The organism is Nesterenkonia maliinae, assembly GCF_051262655.1.
Taxonomy (GTDB): domain Bacteria; phylum Actinomycetota; class Actinomycetes; order Actinomycetales; family Micrococcaceae; genus Nesterenkonia.
Genome location: NZ_JBIMEY010000003.1, coordinates 335092 through 350536 on the forward strand (window position 1 = coordinate 335092; position 15445 = coordinate 350536).

A 15445-nucleotide genomic window follows, 5' to 3' on the forward strand; every position below is an offset into this window, starting at 1 on the left:
GCCGCCTTCGGCGAACTCAGTGAAGCTCAGAGAGGGTTGACGTTCTCAGCCTGAAGACCCTTGGGGCCGCGGGCGGTCTCGAACTCAACCTTCTGGTTCTCCTCGAGGGAACGGAAGCCGGAAGTGGTGATCGCGCTGAAGTGCACGAAGACATCGTCTGAACCGTCTTCGGGGGCAATGAAACCATAGCCCTTTTCAGCGTTGAACCATTTAACTGTGCCTGTAGCCATGATGTTTCCTTAATATACTTGCTCTTGCTACGCATCGATCTCACGATGCATGTGCCGCGACCGACCTGGCAGGCCGACTGCGGTGACCACTGGACGACAACATAAGTGTGGACGCCCGTGTGGTACTCCGCCAGCCTACGCTAATAATCCGCTGGGGTCACTACTGGTCTGGATGATGCGTCATTCGGCGCCATCTGACCCCGCAGACGCACCCTCCCCTGCACCTGCCGCCGCGGGCTCTGCGCCTGGTGCCGGGGTGTGGGCCTCGAATCTGACCATCATCGCCTTGAAACCGGGGGTGTTGGACTCTCGAGCCACGAGGTTGCGGTGGGTCAGCGCGTTCGCCTCGGGGTAGTAGGCCGCCACACAGCCACGGGCCGTGGGGTATGCCACCAGGTGGAACCGCTCCGCGCGTCGCTCCTCTGACTGGAACACCGAGATCACGTCGACGAGCTCACGGTCGGCGAACCCGGTCTCCTCGAGGTCCTCCGGATGGATCAGAATCACGCGGCGGCCTCCGGAGACTCCGCGATAGCGGTCATCGAGGCCGTAGAAGGTGGTGTTGTACTGGTCGTGGGAACGCATCGTCTGCAGCACCAGGTGCCCCGCCGGCGGGGTCAGGTACTCCAGCGCACGCACCGTGAATCCGGCCTTGCCGTCGGCCGTGGCGAAGGAGCGGTGGTCCCGGGGCGGGTTGGGCAGCACGAATCCCAGCTTGTCCCGGATCCTGCGGTTGAAGTCCTCGGTCCCCTCGATCACCCGTGAGGCGTGGTCGCGGATGACGTCGTAGTCCTCGGCCATGGCCTGCCAGTCGACGACATGCTCGGGTCCGAAGATGGCCTCGGCCATCCGCGCAATGATGACCGGCTCGGCGAGCAGGTGATCTGAGACCGGTTCGAGACGACCCCGGGTGGAGCTGACCACCGACATGGAGTTCTCCACCGAGAGGAACTGGGCGCCGCCGGGGTGCTTGTCGTCCCTGTCGGACCGGCCCAGCGTGGGAAGGATGATGGAGGTCTGGCCGTGGACCACGTGGGAGCGGTTGGGCTTGGTGGAGATGTGCACGGTGAGCCCGGTGCGCTTGAGCCCGGCCTCCATCACCGCGGTGTCGGAGTTCGCCGCGGCGAGGTTGCCACCCATGGAGACGAACACGTCGATGTCTCCGGCGTCCATCGCGGACATGCCGTTGGTGGAGTCGAAGCCGTGGGCGCGCGGGGAGCGGATGCCGAACTCGGCGTCGAGCCGGCGCAGGAAGGGCTCCGTGGGCTTCTCCCAGATGCCGAAGGTCCTGTCGCCTTGGACGTTGGAGTGCCCGCGCACCGGGCAGGCGCCGGCTCCCGGCTTGCCGAAGTTGCCCTGGAGCAGCAGCAGGTTGACGATCTCTTTGATCGTGTCCACCGAATGGGGCTGCTGAGTCAGACCCAGCGCCCAGCAGAAGATCGTCGCCTTCGACGCCGCCATCAGGTCGGCGATGTGTTCGATCTCGGCGCGCTGAAGCCCGGTGGCCGACTCGATCTCGGCCCAGTCCAGCGTGGCGCGGGCCTGGCTGTACTCGGTGAAGCCCTTGGTCTTGGACTCCACGAACTCCCGGTCCACCACGGATCCGGGATTCTCCTGCTCCTTGCGCAGCAGCAGGTGCCCCAGTGCCTGGAACAGCGCCTGGTCTCCGCCGACCTTGATCTGCAGGAACTCATCGCTGATCCGCTCCCCGTCTCCGATGATCCCCTTCGCGGTCTGTGGATCCTTGAACCGGAGCAGCCCCGCCTCGGGGAGCGGGTTCACCGAGACCACCTTGCCGCCGTTCTTCCGCGCCTGGGCCAGAGAGCCGAGCATCCGTGGGTGGTTCGTGCCGGGGTTCTGCCCGACCACGAAGATCAGCTCAGAGTGCTCGAGGTCCTTGAGCGAGACGGTGCCCTTGCCGATGCCGATGGTGGGGTTCAGCGCGGTCCCGGAGGATTCATGGCACATGTTGGAACAGTCGGGGAGGTTGTTGGTGCCCAGCGAACGTGCCAGCAGCTGGTAGAGGAACGCCGTCTCGTTCGCGGTGCGCCCGGAGGTGTAGAACATGCACCGCTCCGGGGTCGTCGCGCGCACGTGGTCGCCGATCGTCTCAAAGGCCTCTGCCCAGCCGATGGGCTGGTAGTGGGTCTCTCCGGCGCGGATCACCATGGGGTGAGTGATCCGGCCTGACTGGCCGAGCCAGTATTCGGTCTTGGTCTCCAGCTCAGCGATCGAGTGCTCCGCCCACCACTGCGGGGTCACCACGCGGGTGGTGGACTCCTCGGCGAGCGCCTTGGCGCCGTTCTCGCAGAACTCCACCGGCTTGCGCCTGGTCTCGGTCGGTTCGGGCCAGGCGCATCCGGGGCAGTCCACTCCGCCGGACTGGTTGACCCGGTACATGGAGCGCACGGTGCGCGAGAGTCCACCCTGGGCCATCCCGCGGGAGAAGGACACCTCCACCGCTTTGAGTCCGGCCGCGTGGGTCTTCGGCTCGCTCACCTGCAGCGAGTCCTCATCGATGTCCTCGAACTGCGCGGCGTGGCCGCGGACTGACTCATCGCGCACCTTGGTCATGACTGTTCGTCCTCCGTCTCGACGCGTTGAAGGTGAGTGTAGAGGTTGATGGAGCCGCCCCGGGAGAATCCGGCCAGGGTGAGCCCGGAGCGCTCGGCGAGGTCCACCGCCAACGACGACGGCGCCCCCACCGCGCTGAGCATCTCGATCCCCGCCAGGGCCGCCTTCTGCACGAGCTCGAACGAGGCTCGGCCGGAGACCTGCAGCACCGTGCCGCGCAACGGAAGCCGACCCTGGGTCAGCGCCCAGCCGACCACCTTGTCCACGGCATTGTGCCGCCCGACATCTTCACGCAGACACAGCAGCGCGCCGTCGGCGTCGAAGAGTCCGGCGGCGTGGACTCCCCCGGTCTTGGAGAACAGCGTCTGCCGCTCGCGCATCCGCTCGGGGAGCTGCATCAGCACGCTCGAGTTCAGGCGCAGCACCTCGGTCCGGTGCGGGGGCAGGGTCTTCTCCACGGCGTCGATGGAGGTGGTTCCACAGATCCCACAGGCGGAAGTGGTGAGCACGTTGCGGGTGCGCAGCAGGGACGTCGCCGGAAGTCGGGGGTCCAGCTCGGCGTCGATCACGTTGTAGGTCTGGTTTCCCTGTTCGTCGGTGCCGGCGCAGTAGCGCAGGCTGCGCAGGTGATCCTGGGAGCTGATGATCCCTTCGGCGACCAGGAAGCCGGCGACGAGTTCAAAGTCGTGGCCCGGGGTGCGCATGGTCACGGTGAAGGACTCCCCCGCCAGGCGCAGCTCCAGCGGCTCTTCGACGGCGAGCAGATCACCCTTGCTCCGGGATCCGTCCGGGCGCAGGGTGACCACGCGGCGGCGTTCGGTCAGACGTCCCATGCCATGTCCTCCTTCTGCTGTCCGGGCACCGGGAGGCATGTCACTGGATCTCCGGGGGCCAGTCCCGCCTCGGGCACGATCGCGAGCGCGTCGGCCTCGGCGAGTCCGCGCATCATGTGCGAGCTGCTGTGCCCAGCGGGGATGACTCCCTGCGGGCCCTGGCGCACGGGAAGCAGCCGGGTGCCGCGGCGGGCGCCGCTCAGCTGCGCCCCCGCGGTGCGAGGCAGCGTGGGGGTGCGTGAGCCGTGGTCGATCCCGCGCAGCGCGCGCAGCAGCGGCACTCCGAGCGCGGTGAGCGCTGAGAACCCTGCGAGCGGGTTCCCCGGCAGGCCGAGCAGATACAGGGGCCTCTCCGGGCGAGGCAGCCGGGCGAGCAGCACCGGGTGCCCCGGGCGCATGTCCACGGAATCCACCTCCAGCTCGGCGCCGAGCAGCCCCAGGGCTGGTCTGAGCGCATCGGCGCGTGAGTGGGCGGTCCCTCCGCTGGTGATGATCAGATCCGCAGCCCCGGTGGCCGAGAGCTGCCGGAGCGTCTCGGTGAGCTCCTCGGGGTCATCTCCCAGCCGCCGGGACTCCACGGTTCCGGCGCCCATCTCGAGGAGCATCGGCGGCAGTGCCAGACCGAAGACGTCGCGCACCTGGCCCGGCGCAGGGGTCCCGCGGGTGATGACCTCCGTGCCGGTGAGCAGCAGCTGCACACGCGGTCGGGGGATCACCCGGAGGTGGTCGTGTCCGGCGACGGCGGCCACGCCGGCTCGCGCCGGCGTGAGCACCGCGCCTGCCGGCACCAGCTGGTCCCGGGCGCGGCATTCGGCTCCGGCGTGGCGGACGTTGCGCTGGGGTGCGGTGTCCGGGCTGGCGCTGATGGCCTGCAGCTCGGCGCCGTCGGCGACGCCGTGCTCGGTGCGCAGCACCGCATGCGTGCCTTCGGGCACGGGGGATCCGGTGAGCACCTCGGTGGCTTCACCGGGGCGCAGCGGGGCCGGCCGAGTCGCGGGGCTGACTGCGCTTTCGGACCGCAGCGACCAGCGCCGGACGCCGTCGGGGTGCGGCAGCGGGTCCGCGGCCAGCGCCCACCCGTCCATCGCGGACGTCGAGACGTGCGGGATGTCCTGCTGGGCCTGGACCGGGTCCACGAGCACGCTCCCGATCGCCTCACGAAGGCTCATCTGGGCAGGTGGCAGCGCGTCGAGAGCGGCGGCCCGTTCTCGGGCCTGGGTCAGTGTCAGCATCTCGGGGCGGCTCGCGCTCAGCCTGCGGCTTCGGAGCGGCGCTCGAGCAGCTGTTCGGCCACCCGCGATGCGGCGCGGGAGGCCGTCTGGAAGTCTGCCTGTCCGGTGGCCTCGGCGAGCCCGGCGACGTAGCCGATGAGGTAGGTGGTCACCGGTGCCGCGGGACGGACCACGGTGTGCGCCGCCTGACCGGCGAGGGCAAGCACGGCGTCGATGTCGATCTCGACGCCGTCGACCTCAAGGTGGTGGGCGAGCTCCTGGATCCAGATCTCGATGGATTCATGCGGGTCACTCGATGCTGATTCCTGCGGGTCAGTGGGTTCTGCAGTCATTCCGGCTCCTTCGTTGGCGCTGCCTTTAGAATCTCACAGCCCGGCTGATCAGGGCAGACTGATCCCGAGCCGGTGGGCGTCCTCGAGGGTGTCCACGTCGTCGCTGAGGCCGCGTGGCAGAACCGGGTGGTGCAGCGCCGTCGACTCGTCGAGTCCCTGCAGGAGCCGGCGCAGCGGTCGATCCTCGACCTGTTCAGGGCGCAGCTCTCGAACCCGGCGCAGCAGCCAGTCGCTCGGCACGGCCGCGCTCAGGTACTGGTGCCGCCCGCTGTCGTCAAGGGGGATCACCGCGGCCGGCTCGCCGCGCTGTTCGAGCTCCGCTCGCTCCGCGCACATCCCCCGCTCCTGGATCTTGCCCAGCTCCTCCAGGAGCCAGTCCAGCAGCGCAGCAGGCTGGGCCAGATCCACCGCGAACAGCAGGGTCCATCCGCTGGGAGCGAGGATGGTGCCGCCGTCGGGATCGTCCCGGAGGTTCTGGAGGTCATGGAAGTTCTGGAGACCCACGAGATCGCGACGATCACGATGCAGCTCTGCGGCGCCGGAGAGGACGCCCGCAGCAGGTCCGGCGAAGGCGGGGGTCTCTTGGACCAGCGGGACCGAACTCGGGATCTCGCTGCTCAGCGTCGCCGGTCCCACCACCACCGTGCGGACGCCTCGGGCGTGGAGCTCCTGAAGCCAGCGTCGGATCTGGGTCTGCCCGTCTCGGCGCAGCAGCGCCTTCTCCACCCCGCCCATCCTGCGTCCGCGTCCTCCGGCCAGCAGGATCGCGGTGAGCTCGTGGTCAGTGGGAGGAGACATGGGTCAAGAATGGCATCCAGACCTCCCGAGGCGCATCGAGCTCCACCGGCATCCAGACGTGGTGAGGGGGTGCTTGAGGGGTCATGCCCAGCGTCCAGCCGAGCTCGTCGAGGGTCTTGCTCCCTTTGCGGGCGTTGCAGGCCCCGCAGCAGGCGACGAGGTTCTCCCAGCTGGAGTCTCCGCCGCGGGCGCGCGGAATGACATGGTCCACGGTGGCGGCCGGCCGGTCGCAGTAGGTGCACAGCCGGCCGTCGCGGCGCAGGATGCTGCGCCGAGACGGTGCCGCCGGCCGTCGGCGTGCCACCCGGACGTAGTGGTGGAGCAGGATCACGGCCGGACGCGGGACCAGCGCGGAAGGCGTGGCGATCGGCGTGTGGTCCTCGGCGAGCACGCTGGCCTTGCCGTGCATCACCAGCACGGCGGCGCGGCGTGAGGTGACCACGCTCAGCGGCTCATAGCCTGCGTTGAGCACCAGTGTGCGCATTTCGGGGCTCCCGTGCGTTCACCCCTGCTCGTCGAGCGGCCGGTGTCGACGCCTCACGGCGCGTCCTGGTGCGGTCCTCACAGGGTTCCACAGCGTTCTGCTCTGCCTGTACAGGCTCAATATAGACCGTGCGGAGGATCATGCCCACTTGATGACATGGCACCAGGGCAGACAAAAGCCGCAGGGCGCGATCCCAATGAGGATCGCGCCCTGCGGCCGAGGTTTGTTTCACCGCCGAGGCGGCGGGAGCATCAGTTGACGCTGAGGTACATCGTGTTGGACCAGTACGGGGAGTTCAGCGGGTACTGCACGGTGCCGACGCGGGGGTTGTTGGCGCCGATGAGCTGGCCGTTGCCAACGTAGATGGCGGCGTGGCCGCCACCGTTCTGGATGACGATGTCACCCGGGGAGGGCGAATCGACCTGGCGCATCGAAGCCATCATGCCGTAAGTGGTGCGAGGCAGGGAGACGCCGGCCTGGTTGTAGGCCCAGTTGATGAAGCCGGAGCAGTCCCAGCCCGAAGGTGAGGTGCCGCCGAGGGAGTAGGGGTTGCCGAGGCCGGAGTAGGCTGCGCCCACGACGGAGCCGTTGCCGCCGCCGGTGGAGGCCTGAGTCTGTTCCTGCGCAGGAGCGGTGGAGGCGACCTGGGTGTTGCCCTGGGCCTGCTGACCGGTGTTCGCCTGCCATGTCTGCTCCTGGGGAGCTGGCTCGGGCTGCGGTGCGGGAGCTGGCTCCGGTGCAGGAGCCGGCGCGGGAGCGGGCTGCGGCGCGAAAGCTGCCTGCTGCGCGGGAGCTGGCTCGGGCTCCGGTGCGGGAGCTGGCTCGGGTGCCGGCTCCGGTGCGGGAGCTGGCTCGGGCTCCGGAGCAGGAGCTGGCTCCGGTGCGGGCTCGGGCGCAGGAGCGGGCTCGACCGCTTCGACCACGGGAGCGGGCTCCGGGGCGGGGGTGGAGGTCACCATGGCACGGTCAAAGGAGAGCTCGACGTCGGTGGATGCGCTCACGGCCACCGCAGAAGTGGCGCTGGCGCGCTCCACGCTGAGACCCGATGCGGGCACGTCCAGGGTGGTGACCTCTGGGGTGTTGATGTCGGTGCCGGCGTTCGCGGCGACTCCGGAGGAGATCACGAGGCCGGATGCGGCGACGGCGGCTGCCGCACCTCGTCCGACGATGCCGGCGTTGGATGCCACGGCCTTTGCCAGTGAAGGCTTGGCCTGGCGGCGCCGGTCACGGCGTGAGACGAAAGTCATGTCTGTCACTTCTCTGGAAACCTCTCCCTGTAGTTGCGGGGCCGCCTACGTGAAGTGCGAGCCGGGAAGCTCACGTTCTTCAGGTCTTGATCGACCGCGATGCCCCACACCCTGCCTTGCGGTAGTTTTCATGGAACGGCTCCGGTCAGCGGCAGGAAAGGATCTGACTAGAGGTGCTGCAACTTCGGACGTCGGCCGCGAGCACGACTCCGACGTTATAACAGATCGATAAAATTGTCACGCTCAGGTCACGGTCGATGTAAAGATGCCTGGGAATGAGCTGATCAGGACCCGGTCGCCCCGCCTGTCGAACGTCACGGAGAACCACATAACGCCTTGTCAGCGGCATTTGCTGTGGCATTTTCTGGACAAAGCAATGGTCACGGAGCCCGAGAAACTCCGTGACCATGTGCGTCATCTCACCGTGACATTGGCCCGTGCGGGTGCCCCCGAGAGGCTCTCAGGACGCGGGAGCCTCTTCCACGAAGAGGTGCTGAGCGACCTCGAGCGGCAGCTCGACCTCCAGCTGTTCCTCCGTCGAGATCGCGACCTCCAACATCACATAGGCCTGATTGACCCCGCGCAGCCGCAGGGCCCCGCCGGGTCGCAGTCCTGCCTCGAGCAGCTGCTCGAGCACCTCGGGCTCCATCTGGATGGACTCCGCGAGCCGCTTCACGATCCACAGCTGCGGGCTCTGGCCCGTGGGGTCCGCCTCTGCGGCCTGGCGCAGCGTGGTCTTCGTGGGGATGCCGGGCTGTTCGGCGAGGACCACGCCGAGCTTGTCCAGTCCGGGGATGGGGTTGCCGTAGGGAGACTCCACCGGGGACTGCAGGATCTCCACCAGTCGGCGCTCGACCCGCTCGCTCATCACGTGCTCCCAGCGGCAGGCCTCCTCGTGGATGTACTGCCATTCCAGCCCGATGACGTCCGAGAGCAGCCGCTCGGCAAGACGATGCTTGCGCATCACCTGCACGGCGAGGTCCCGCCCGGATTCGGTGAACTGGAGCCGCCGGTCCGAGGTGAGCACCAAGAGGCCGTCGCGCTCCATGCGGGCCACCGTCTGGGACACCGTCGGACCTGAGTGCTCGAGACGCTCGGCGATGCGCGCGCGCAGCGGCACGATCCCTTCCTCTTCCAGATCAAGGATGGTGCGCAGGTACATCTCAGTAGTGTCGATCAGATCGGTCACGTATGACTCACTCTCCTGCGCCGTGCCTTGATAACGTGAGCCTCGGCGCTGTTCGTCCTGGTGGAAACAGCTCCTGTACAGCATAGTTCCGCACCGGAACCCTTCGGCAACGACGCTGACCGATGCGACCGTGAAGAACCCCGTGGGCACCGCCTCACACTGATCTAGGAGTCTCCATGTCCCAGCGCGTCACCATTCCGCAAGAGCTGCTCCCGCAGGACGGTCGCTTCGGCGCCGGTCCTTCGAAGGTGCGTGTCGAGCAGATCGAGGCACTCTCTGCCGCGGGGCGGGCGCTGCTGGGCACCTCCCACCGGCAGGCACCGGTGAAGAATCTGGTCGGTGAGGTGCGCGAGGGGCTGCACACCTTCTTCGGCGCTCCGGAGGGCTACGAGCTGATCCTCGGCGTGGGCGGCTCCACCGCGTTCTGGGACATCGCGTCCTTCTGCCTGGTGGAGAAGAAGGCCCAGCACCTCTCCTTCGGTGAATTCGGGTCCAAGTTCGCCAAGGCCACGGACAAGGCTCCCTTCCTCGACCCCTCCAGCATCCTGACCTCCGAGGCGGGCACGCTGCCGGCGCCCGCGGCAGAAGCCGGGGTCGACGCCTATGCCTGGCCGCACAACGAGACCTCCACCGGTGTGGCGGCGCCGGTCAAGCGGGTCGAGGGGGCCGACGACGGCGCCCTGGTCCTGATCGACGGGACCTCCGCGGCCGGCGGGCTCGCCGTGGACGTCACCGAGACCGACGCCTACTACTTCGGTCCGCAGAAGAACTTCGCCTCCGACGGCGGGCTGTGGCTGGCCATGATGTCCCCGGCCGCTCTGGAGCGGGCCGAGAAGCTTGCCGCGGCCCGCTGGGTCCCGGACTTCCTGCAGCTGACCACGGCGATCGAGAATTCCCGCAAGAACCAGACCTACAACACCCCGGCGCTGGCGACGCTGGTCACACTCAACGAACAGGTCCGCTGGCTCAACGGAAACGGCGGCATGGACTTCGCCGCGGCGCGCACCGCGGACTCCGCAGGTCGGGTCTATGCCTGGGCCGAGGCCCATGAGCTGGCCCAGCCGTTCGTCGCCGAGCCGGCCGAGCGCTCGAATGTGATCACCACGGTGGACTTCGCCGATGAGGTGGATGCCACCGACCTGGCCAAGACGCTGCGCGCCAACGGAATCGTCGACGTCGAGCCCTACCGCAAGCTCGGCCGCAACCAGCTGCGCATCGCGACGTTCACTGCGATCGAGCCCGAGGATGTCACCCGGCTGCTCAACTGCATCGACCACGTGCTGGGCAGCTGATCCGCCGGGGCGGAGCGGGCTCAGCCTTCGTCGGCTTCGGCCTGCTCCGCCTTGTGGGCCTCGCGCTCCTCGTCGTTCATCCGCTCGAGCCAGGGCACCCACGGCGGCGCGATCAGCGCATCCTCGCCGGGGAGCAGGCCGATCTCGCAGACCGTGACCAGTTTAGCCCGGGGCGCGCGGGCAACGGTGACGAACCATTCCCAGCCGCGGTAACCGGGCTTGTCCGCGGCGAACCGGTGCGTGAGCAGCCGGTCCTCCTCCGCGGAGACTCCGAGGTGGTCTCCCACCTGGGCGGGGTCGGCGATCTCGTAGAGCGCGTCGTGGGCGAGCGCCACAGCCGCGGCCAGGACCGGGTCCACCTTGGGCTTGCCGGGACGACGGGTGCGCGCGGCCGGCTCAGCGCGGACCTTCCCGGCGTCGGTCTTCTCAGCAACCGCAGTCGTCGAGTCGGCATTCTCGCCGGAGGTCTGCACAGCGCTCTGTTCGGGGGTCTGTTCAGTCATGGTCAGGCGTCGAACTCATCGGCCACGCGACGCAGCATCGCGGCGATCTTCTTCGACTGTGCGGTCTGCGGGTAGTGCCCGTTGCGCAGCGCCCCGGTGGAGTTGTCCAAGACGTTGACCAGGTCCTGGACCAGCTCTGCCATCTCGTCGGCAGGCTTGCGGGTGGCGCGGGCGACCGAGGGAGCTTCCTCGAGCAGCCGGACGGAGAGCGCCTGCTTGCCTCGCCGGCCGTCGGCGATGCCATATTCCATGCGTGTGCCTGCTTTGACGCTGGGCACTCCCGCCGGCAGGGCAGAAGAGTGCAGGAACACTTCCTGGCCGTCATCTGAAGTCAGGAATCCGAAGCCCTTCTCGGCGTCGAACCACTTCACTTTCCCGGTTGGCACGGTGTTCTTACCTCATGAATCGCTGGAGACGGATGCTGATGATCAAGGCCTCTAGAGTACCGCCGTCGGCGCCGGAGCCCGAACTCCGACGCCGGAGCTCCCAGGCTGCGCGCTAGAATCGCAGCATGTCCCCCATGACGACCGCCGTCCACGGCGTGCCCCGACGCAGCGGCTCGCGTCCTGCGCAGGCGCTGCTGTGGTCAGGAGTGGTGATCACCGCGCTGTCCGGGATCGCGCTGCTGGTCATCCTGAGCCTGTATTTCATGGCGACCGATCCGCACCCGGCGTTCTATGTCGCCGCCCTCTGGGGCTTCCCCCTCGGGTTCGCGCTGCTGATCGCGTTTCTGCTGCTTTCGGTGAACCGGCGCCGCCGCGGCACCGGCATCGGCTGAAGTGTCTCTGCTCAGCCTGGAAGCCCTGCTTGAACACCTCGAGACCTGGGACGAGCCCCGACTGGTCACGCTGCTGAGGCTGCGTCCCGACCTGCTGCAGCCCAGCCCAGGAGATCTGACCACGCTGGCCGTGCGGGTGGGCTCAGAGGCCAGCATCCGTCAGCACCTGCAGCGCCTCGACGCCCCGACCCTGCACGCGGCCACCCAGCTCTCCCGCGCGGCCGCACAGGGGTCCTCGGCGGAGGATCCGGACCCGGTCGCCCTCGAGGCTCTGCAGGCGGCGGGGCTCTTCTTCGCCGAGACCGGGTCCGCCCCGGCCGTCTCCACGCCTGCCCGGCTCCCCCACATCTTCGATTCGCTCACGGCGCATCTGCCGCAGCTCGCCGATTCGCTGACCATTCAGACTCCGCCGGCTCCGACACCCGCCGGAGCCTCGGCCGCGATGCTCGAGAACGCCTCGGTGGCGGCGATCTCGGAGCTGCTCGACGACGTGGCGGAGGTGCTCGCGCTGCTGGCCGACTCTCCCGCCATGACGCTGCGCACCGGCGGGGTGGGCATGCGCGAGCTGCGCCGGATCGCCGCCGCCTCGGCGCGCTGGGGGTCCGCGGCGACCAGCGGCGCCCGGAGGGGACGCCCTGCCACGTCCGGGCTCGGCGCAGGATTCGGCTCCGATGCCAGCGTCGGCGAGATCGGATGGCTCTTGGAGCTCAGCGCCGCCAGCGGGCTGATCGAGCTCTCCGACGGCCAGGCGTGGGCGCCGAGTCGCCTGGCTCAGCAGTGGGGCGCCGCGGCACGTCACCATCGGCACCAGCTGCTGGTCTCCGGGTGGCTTTTGGCACCCCGGGCCCCGATGCTGCTGCGCGGACCCCACCCCAGCAGCCGGATCGCCCCGACGCTGGGCCTCGACCGCCAGCGCGGAGATGCCGAACGGCTGCGCCGCGCGCTGCTGCACACCGCCGGCGCGCTCAGCGCCGAAGCGGCCGGGGAGCGGGTCCAGCTCTATGCGTTGAACCTTCCCGACGAGGATCTCCCCGGTCCCGATGCGCTGACCGGCGCCCTTCCCCTGCGGCTGGCCTGGGAACGGCCGCTGATGAGCGCACGGGTGCTCCACCTGCTGCCCTGGCTGGCGCGCGAAGCCGAACGGCTGGGCCTCTTCGCGGTGGGTGCGCTGAGCGCCGCCGGTGCTGCGCTGCTCGAGGGAGCTCAGCTGGGACGTGCGTCGAACCCCGGGGCAGGCTGGCGGCCGGGCTTGAGCCGCCTGGCCGAACAGCTGGCCTCCTCGATGCCGGCCCAGGTCGACACCATCCTGGTCCAGTCGGACCTCACCGCGATCGCCACCGGCGCCCTCTCCCCCGCCAGTGCCGCGGCGCTGGCGGACTTCGGCCAGCGCGAAGGTCACGGATCGGTGCCCACCTATCGGTTCAGCCCCGACTCGCTGCACCGCGGACTCACGCGCGGCTGGACCGGTGATTCGATGCTCGCCTGGCTCGAGGCGCACAGCCTCACCGGCCTCCCGGCGTCCCTCACGACCCAGGTCGAGGACGCCGCACGCACCTGGCGCGGGGTGCAGATCGGCGAGGCCGGCGCCTGGCTGCGGGTCACCGACTCTGAGCAGCGCGAGGCGCTGCTGGACGACCCGGTGCTCGGCGGACTGGGACTGCGGGTGCTCGCCGAGGACATCCTGATCGCGCGGGCCCCGATGGCAGCGCTGGAACAGGCGCTGACCGAGGCCGGGTTCAACTCCGCGCGCAGCACCGAGGCCGAAGAAGACCGCGGTCCCAGCCCCGCGGCGGGCACCTCCCCGGAACACACCGCCTCCTGGTCGCTGGAGTCCTCCCCATGGGAGCAGTCCCCGGTGCGGATCACCAGCGCGGAGCCGGAGGACCTGGATGAGACCCTGCTGAACGCCGCTGCGGCCGCGCTGCGGCAGGCCGGACGGGCGGCGCCGTCGTCGTCCTCACCGTCCGCCGCGGCCCACGACGTCATCGGCACGCTGCGCTCGGCGCTGGCGGCCCGACGTGAGGTCACGCTGACCCGGGTCTCCCCGCAGGGCAGCACGCATCAGCTCAGCGGCGTTCCCACCGGGATGAACGCCGGGCGGGTCCGGATCAGGGTGCGCGACGACGAAGGGGAGGCTACCGTGATGCTGCACCGCATCGCCGCCGTCGAGGAGAACCCGGCGCGGGAGAGCCCCTTTCAGGAGCCCACCGTGCCGGCACCTGCGGAGCAACCGAGCACCATAGAGGAGAGCAATGGCTGATGGACCGCTGATCGTGCAGTCGGACAAGACCGTGCTGCTGGAGGTCGATCACCCCCAGGCCGACGCCGCCCGGCGCGCGGTCGCGGCCTTCGCGGACCTCGAGCGCGCACCGGAGCACATCCACACCTATCGGATCACCCCGCTGGGGCTCTGGAACGCCCGTGCCGCCGGATTCGACGCCGAGTACGTGGTGGACACCCTGCTCAACCACTCCCGGTTCCCGGTCCCGCACTCGCTGCTGGTGGACATCGCTGAGACGATGAGCCGCTACGGGCGGCTGCGGCTGGAGAAGGACCCGGTGCACGGACTGGTGCTGCGCAGCCAGGAGCCCGGGATCCTGAGTGAGGTCCTCCACGCCAAGACGCTGACCCCGCTGCTCGGACCCGAGATCGATGAGAACACCGTGGCCGTGCACGGACAGGCCCGCGGCGAGCTGAAGCAGCAGCTGCTGCGCCTCGGCTGGCCCGCCGAGGATCTGGCCGGGTTCGTCGACGGCACCGCTCACCCGATCGCGCTGCGCCAGGACGGCTGGGCGCTGCGCGGATATCAGCAGGAGGCGGTGGACAACTTCTGGCAGGCGGGCTCCGGCGTCGTCGTGCTGCCCTGCGGCGCCGGCAAGACGCTGGTCGGCGCGGCCGCGATGGCGACCTCCGGCACGATCACGTTGATCCTGGTGAACTCCACCGTCTCGGCGCGGCAGTGGAAGGACGAGCTGCTCAAGCGCACCTCGTTGACCGAGGAGGAGATCGGCGAATACTCCGGGGCCAAGAAGGAGGTCCGACCGGTGACCATCGCGACCTACCAGGTGCTCGCCGCCCGGCGCAACGAGCTGTTCACCCACCTCGAGCTGCTCAACGGCCACGACTGGGGCCTGATCATCTATGACGAGGTCCACCTGCTGCCGGCCCCGATCTTCCGGATGACCGCTGATCTGCAGGCTCGGCGCAGGCTCGGGCTGACCGCGACGCTGGTCCGCGAGGACGGCCGGGAGCGCGAGGTGTTCTCCCTGATCGGGCCCAAGCGCTATGACACGCCCTGGAAGCAGATGGAGGCCCAGGGCTGGATCGCCCCGGCGACCTGCATCGAGGTGCGCACCGACCTGCCGCGCGGCCTGCGGATGGAGTACGCCTCCGCCGCGGACAAGGAGCGGCACCGGCTCGCCGCCGGGGCCGAGGTCAAGGATGCCGTGGTGGCCCGGCTGGTCGCCCGGCACCGCCATCTGGGCGAACAGGTCCTGGTGATCGGTCAGTTCGTGGACCAGCTGGAACGTCTGGGTGAACAGCTCGGCGCCCCGGTGCTCACCGGCTCGGCTTCGGTCACCGCCCGGCAGAAGCAGTTCGACGCCTTCCGCGCGGGTGAGTTGGAGGTGCTGGTGGTCTCGAAGATCGCGAACTTCTCCATCGACCTGCCCCAGGCCTCGGTGGCGATCCAGGTCTCCGGCACCTTCGGGTCCCGTCAGGAGGAGGCCCAGCGCCTGGGTCGGCTGCTGCGCCCCGGCACCGCCGCGGAGGGCGAGGACCCGAAGCGTGCCCACTTCTACTCCGTGGTGACCCGCGACACCGTCGACATGGAGTACGCCGCGCGCCGTCAGCGCTTCCTCTCCGAACAGGGCTACGGCTACTCGATCCTCGACGCCGACGACATCGTCTGAATCCTCGCCAGTCCCGTCGGCGGGCGAGGACCATCAGACCAC

At 69.1% G+C, this 15445-nt stretch carries 15 protein-coding genes; 4 read left to right on the forward strand and 11 right to left on the reverse strand.

Going from position 1 to position 15445, the window contains the following annotated elements:
• Window positions 1-26: 26 nt before the first annotated feature.
• The 9 genes from ACHAA4_RS08505 to ACHAA4_RS08545 all read right to left on the reverse strand — a co-directional run bounded on the left by ACHAA4_RS08505 (window position 27) and on the right by ACHAA4_RS08545 (window position 8919).
• The gene (locus ACHAA4_RS08505; protein ID WP_036473143.1) at window positions 27-230 is read right to left on the reverse strand and encodes a cold-shock protein; all 204 of its coding nucleotides are present in this window, start codon (window positions 228-230) and stop codon (window positions 27-29) included.
• 180 nt (window positions 231-410) lie between these two features.
• Complete coding sequence (locus ACHAA4_RS08510) at window positions 411-2804, reverse strand: FdhF/YdeP family oxidoreductase (RefSeq protein ID WP_435773739.1); 2394 nt, start codon at window positions 2802-2804, stop codon at window positions 411-413.
• Window positions 2801-3637, reverse strand: a complete 837-nt coding sequence (gene fdhD, locus ACHAA4_RS08515) for a formate dehydrogenase accessory sulfurtransferase FdhD (protein WP_435773740.1) — start codon at window positions 3635-3637, stop codon at window positions 2801-2803. Before fdhD ends, ACHAA4_RS08510 begins: the two co-directional genes overlap by 4 nt.
• Window positions 3625-4869 carry a molybdopterin molybdotransferase MoeA gene (locus tag ACHAA4_RS08520; RefSeq protein WP_435773741.1) on the reverse strand — a complete coding sequence of 415 codons (1245 nt, stop codon included), beginning with the start codon at window positions 4867-4869 and terminating at the stop codon, window positions 3625-3627. The genes fdhD and ACHAA4_RS08520 overlap by 13 nt, the downstream gene beginning before the upstream one ends.
• Before the next feature lie 17 nt (window positions 4870-4886).
• The gene (locus tag ACHAA4_RS08525; RefSeq protein ID WP_435773742.1) at window positions 4887-5201 is read right to left on the reverse strand and encodes a DUF6457 domain-containing protein; all 315 of its coding nucleotides are present in this window, start codon (window positions 5199-5201) and stop codon (window positions 4887-4889) included.
• A 48-nt stretch (window positions 5202-5249) separates the two neighbouring features.
• Window positions 5250-5999: an NTP transferase domain-containing protein gene (locus tag ACHAA4_RS08530; RefSeq protein WP_435773743.1), complete on the reverse strand. Its 750-nt coding sequence runs from the start codon at window positions 5997-5999 to the stop codon at window positions 5250-5252.
• Window positions 5983-6483 (reverse strand): HNH endonuclease, encoded by a 501-nt coding sequence (locus ACHAA4_RS08535; protein ID WP_435773744.1) that lies wholly within the window; start codon window positions 6481-6483, stop codon window positions 5983-5985. Before ACHAA4_RS08535 ends, ACHAA4_RS08530 begins: the two co-directional genes overlap by 17 nt.
• A 251-nt stretch (window positions 6484-6734) precedes the next feature.
• Window positions 6735-7730 carry a C40 family peptidase gene (locus ACHAA4_RS08540; RefSeq protein WP_435773745.1) on the reverse strand — a complete coding sequence of 332 codons (996 nt, stop codon included), beginning with the start codon at window positions 7728-7730 and terminating at the stop codon, window positions 6735-6737.
• Window positions 7731-8190: 460 nt separating this feature from the next.
• Window positions 8191-8919, reverse strand: coding sequence for an iron-dependent transcriptional repressor DtxR (locus tag ACHAA4_RS08545; protein WP_435773746.1), 729 nt, complete (start codon window positions 8917-8919; stop codon window positions 8191-8193).
• A 176-nt stretch (window positions 8920-9095) separates the two neighbouring features.
• Between ACHAA4_RS08545 and serC the strand changes: the two genes are divergently transcribed.
• Complete coding sequence (serC, locus tag ACHAA4_RS08550; RefSeq protein ID WP_435773747.1) at window positions 9096-10211, forward strand: phosphoserine transaminase; 1116 nt, start codon at window positions 9096-9098, stop codon at window positions 10209-10211.
• 20 nt (window positions 10212-10231) lie between these two features.
• Here the strand turns inward: serC and ACHAA4_RS08555 are convergent, their stop codons facing one another.
• A complete protein-coding gene (locus ACHAA4_RS08555) occupies window positions 10232-10714 on the reverse strand; it encodes a DUF3027 domain-containing protein (protein ID WP_435773748.1) in 483 nt (160 codons plus the stop codon).
• 2 nt (window positions 10715-10716) lie between these two features.
• A complete protein-coding gene (locus ACHAA4_RS08560; RefSeq protein ID WP_106123621.1) occupies window positions 10717-11100 on the reverse strand; it encodes a cold-shock protein in 384 nt (127 codons plus the stop codon).
• A 125-nt stretch (window positions 11101-11225) separates the two neighbouring features.
• Between ACHAA4_RS08560 and ACHAA4_RS08565 the strand changes: the two genes are divergently transcribed.
• Genes ACHAA4_RS08565 through ACHAA4_RS08575 form a run of 3 tightly spaced genes read left to right on the forward strand, consistent with a single transcriptional unit; the run spans window position 11226 to window position 15403 of the window.
• Window positions 11226-11492 (forward strand): hypothetical protein, encoded by a 267-nt coding sequence (locus ACHAA4_RS08565; protein ID WP_435773749.1) that lies wholly within the window; start codon window positions 11226-11228, stop codon window positions 11490-11492.
• A gap of 1 nt (window position 11493) precedes the next feature.
• Window positions 11494-13752, forward strand: a complete 2259-nt coding sequence (locus ACHAA4_RS08570; RefSeq protein ID WP_435773750.1) for a helicase-associated domain-containing protein — start codon at window positions 11494-11496, stop codon at window positions 13750-13752.
• Entirely contained in the window at window positions 13745-15403 is a 1659-nt protein-coding gene (locus ACHAA4_RS08575; protein WP_435773751.1) for a DNA repair helicase XPB, read from the forward strand. Before ACHAA4_RS08570 ends, ACHAA4_RS08575 begins: the two co-directional genes overlap by 8 nt.
• Window positions 15404-15445: the final 42 nt, after the last annotated feature.

Coding starts and splice junctions, on each gene's coding strand:
- ACHAA4_RS08505 (WP_036473143.1), bottom strand. CDS start 230: ATGGCTACAGGCACAGTTAAATGGTTCAACGCTGAAAAGGGCTATGGT.
- ACHAA4_RS08510 (WP_435773739.1), bottom strand. CDS start 2,804: ATGACCAAGGTGCGCGATGAGTCAGTCCGCGGCCACGCCGCGCAGTTC.
- fdhD (WP_435773740.1), bottom strand. CDS start 3,637: ATGGGACGTCTGACCGAACGCCGCCGCGTGGTCACCCTGCGCCCGGAC.
- ACHAA4_RS08520 (WP_435773741.1), bottom strand. CDS start 4,869: ATGCTGACACTGACCCAGGCCCGAGAACGGGCCGCCGCTCTCGACGCG.
- ACHAA4_RS08525 (WP_435773742.1), bottom strand. CDS start 5,201: ATGACTGCAGAACCCACTGACCCGCAGGAATCAGCATCGAGTGACCCG.
- ACHAA4_RS08530 (WP_435773743.1), bottom strand. CDS start 5,999: ATGTCTCCTCCCACTGACCACGAGCTCACCGCGATCCTGCTGGCCGGA.
- ACHAA4_RS08535 (WP_435773744.1), bottom strand. CDS start 6,483: ATGCGCACACTGGTGCTCAACGCAGGCTATGAGCCGCTGAGCGTGGTC.
- ACHAA4_RS08540 (WP_435773745.1), bottom strand. CDS start 7,730: ATGACTTTCGTCTCACGCCGTGACCGGCGCCGCCAGGCCAAGCCTTCA.
- serC (WP_435773747.1), top strand. CDS start 9,096: ATGTCCCAGCGCGTCACCATTCCGCAAGAGCTGCTCCCGCAGGACGGT.
- ACHAA4_RS08555 (WP_435773748.1), bottom strand. CDS start 10,714: ATGACTGAACAGACCCCCGAACAGAGCGCTGTGCAGACCTCCGGCGAG.
- ACHAA4_RS08565 (WP_435773749.1), top strand. CDS start 11,226: ATGTCCCCCATGACGACCGCCGTCCACGGCGTGCCCCGACGCAGCGGC.
- ACHAA4_RS08575 (WP_435773751.1), top strand. CDS start 13,745: ATGGCTGATGGACCGCTGATCGTGCAGTCGGACAAGACCGTGCTGCTG.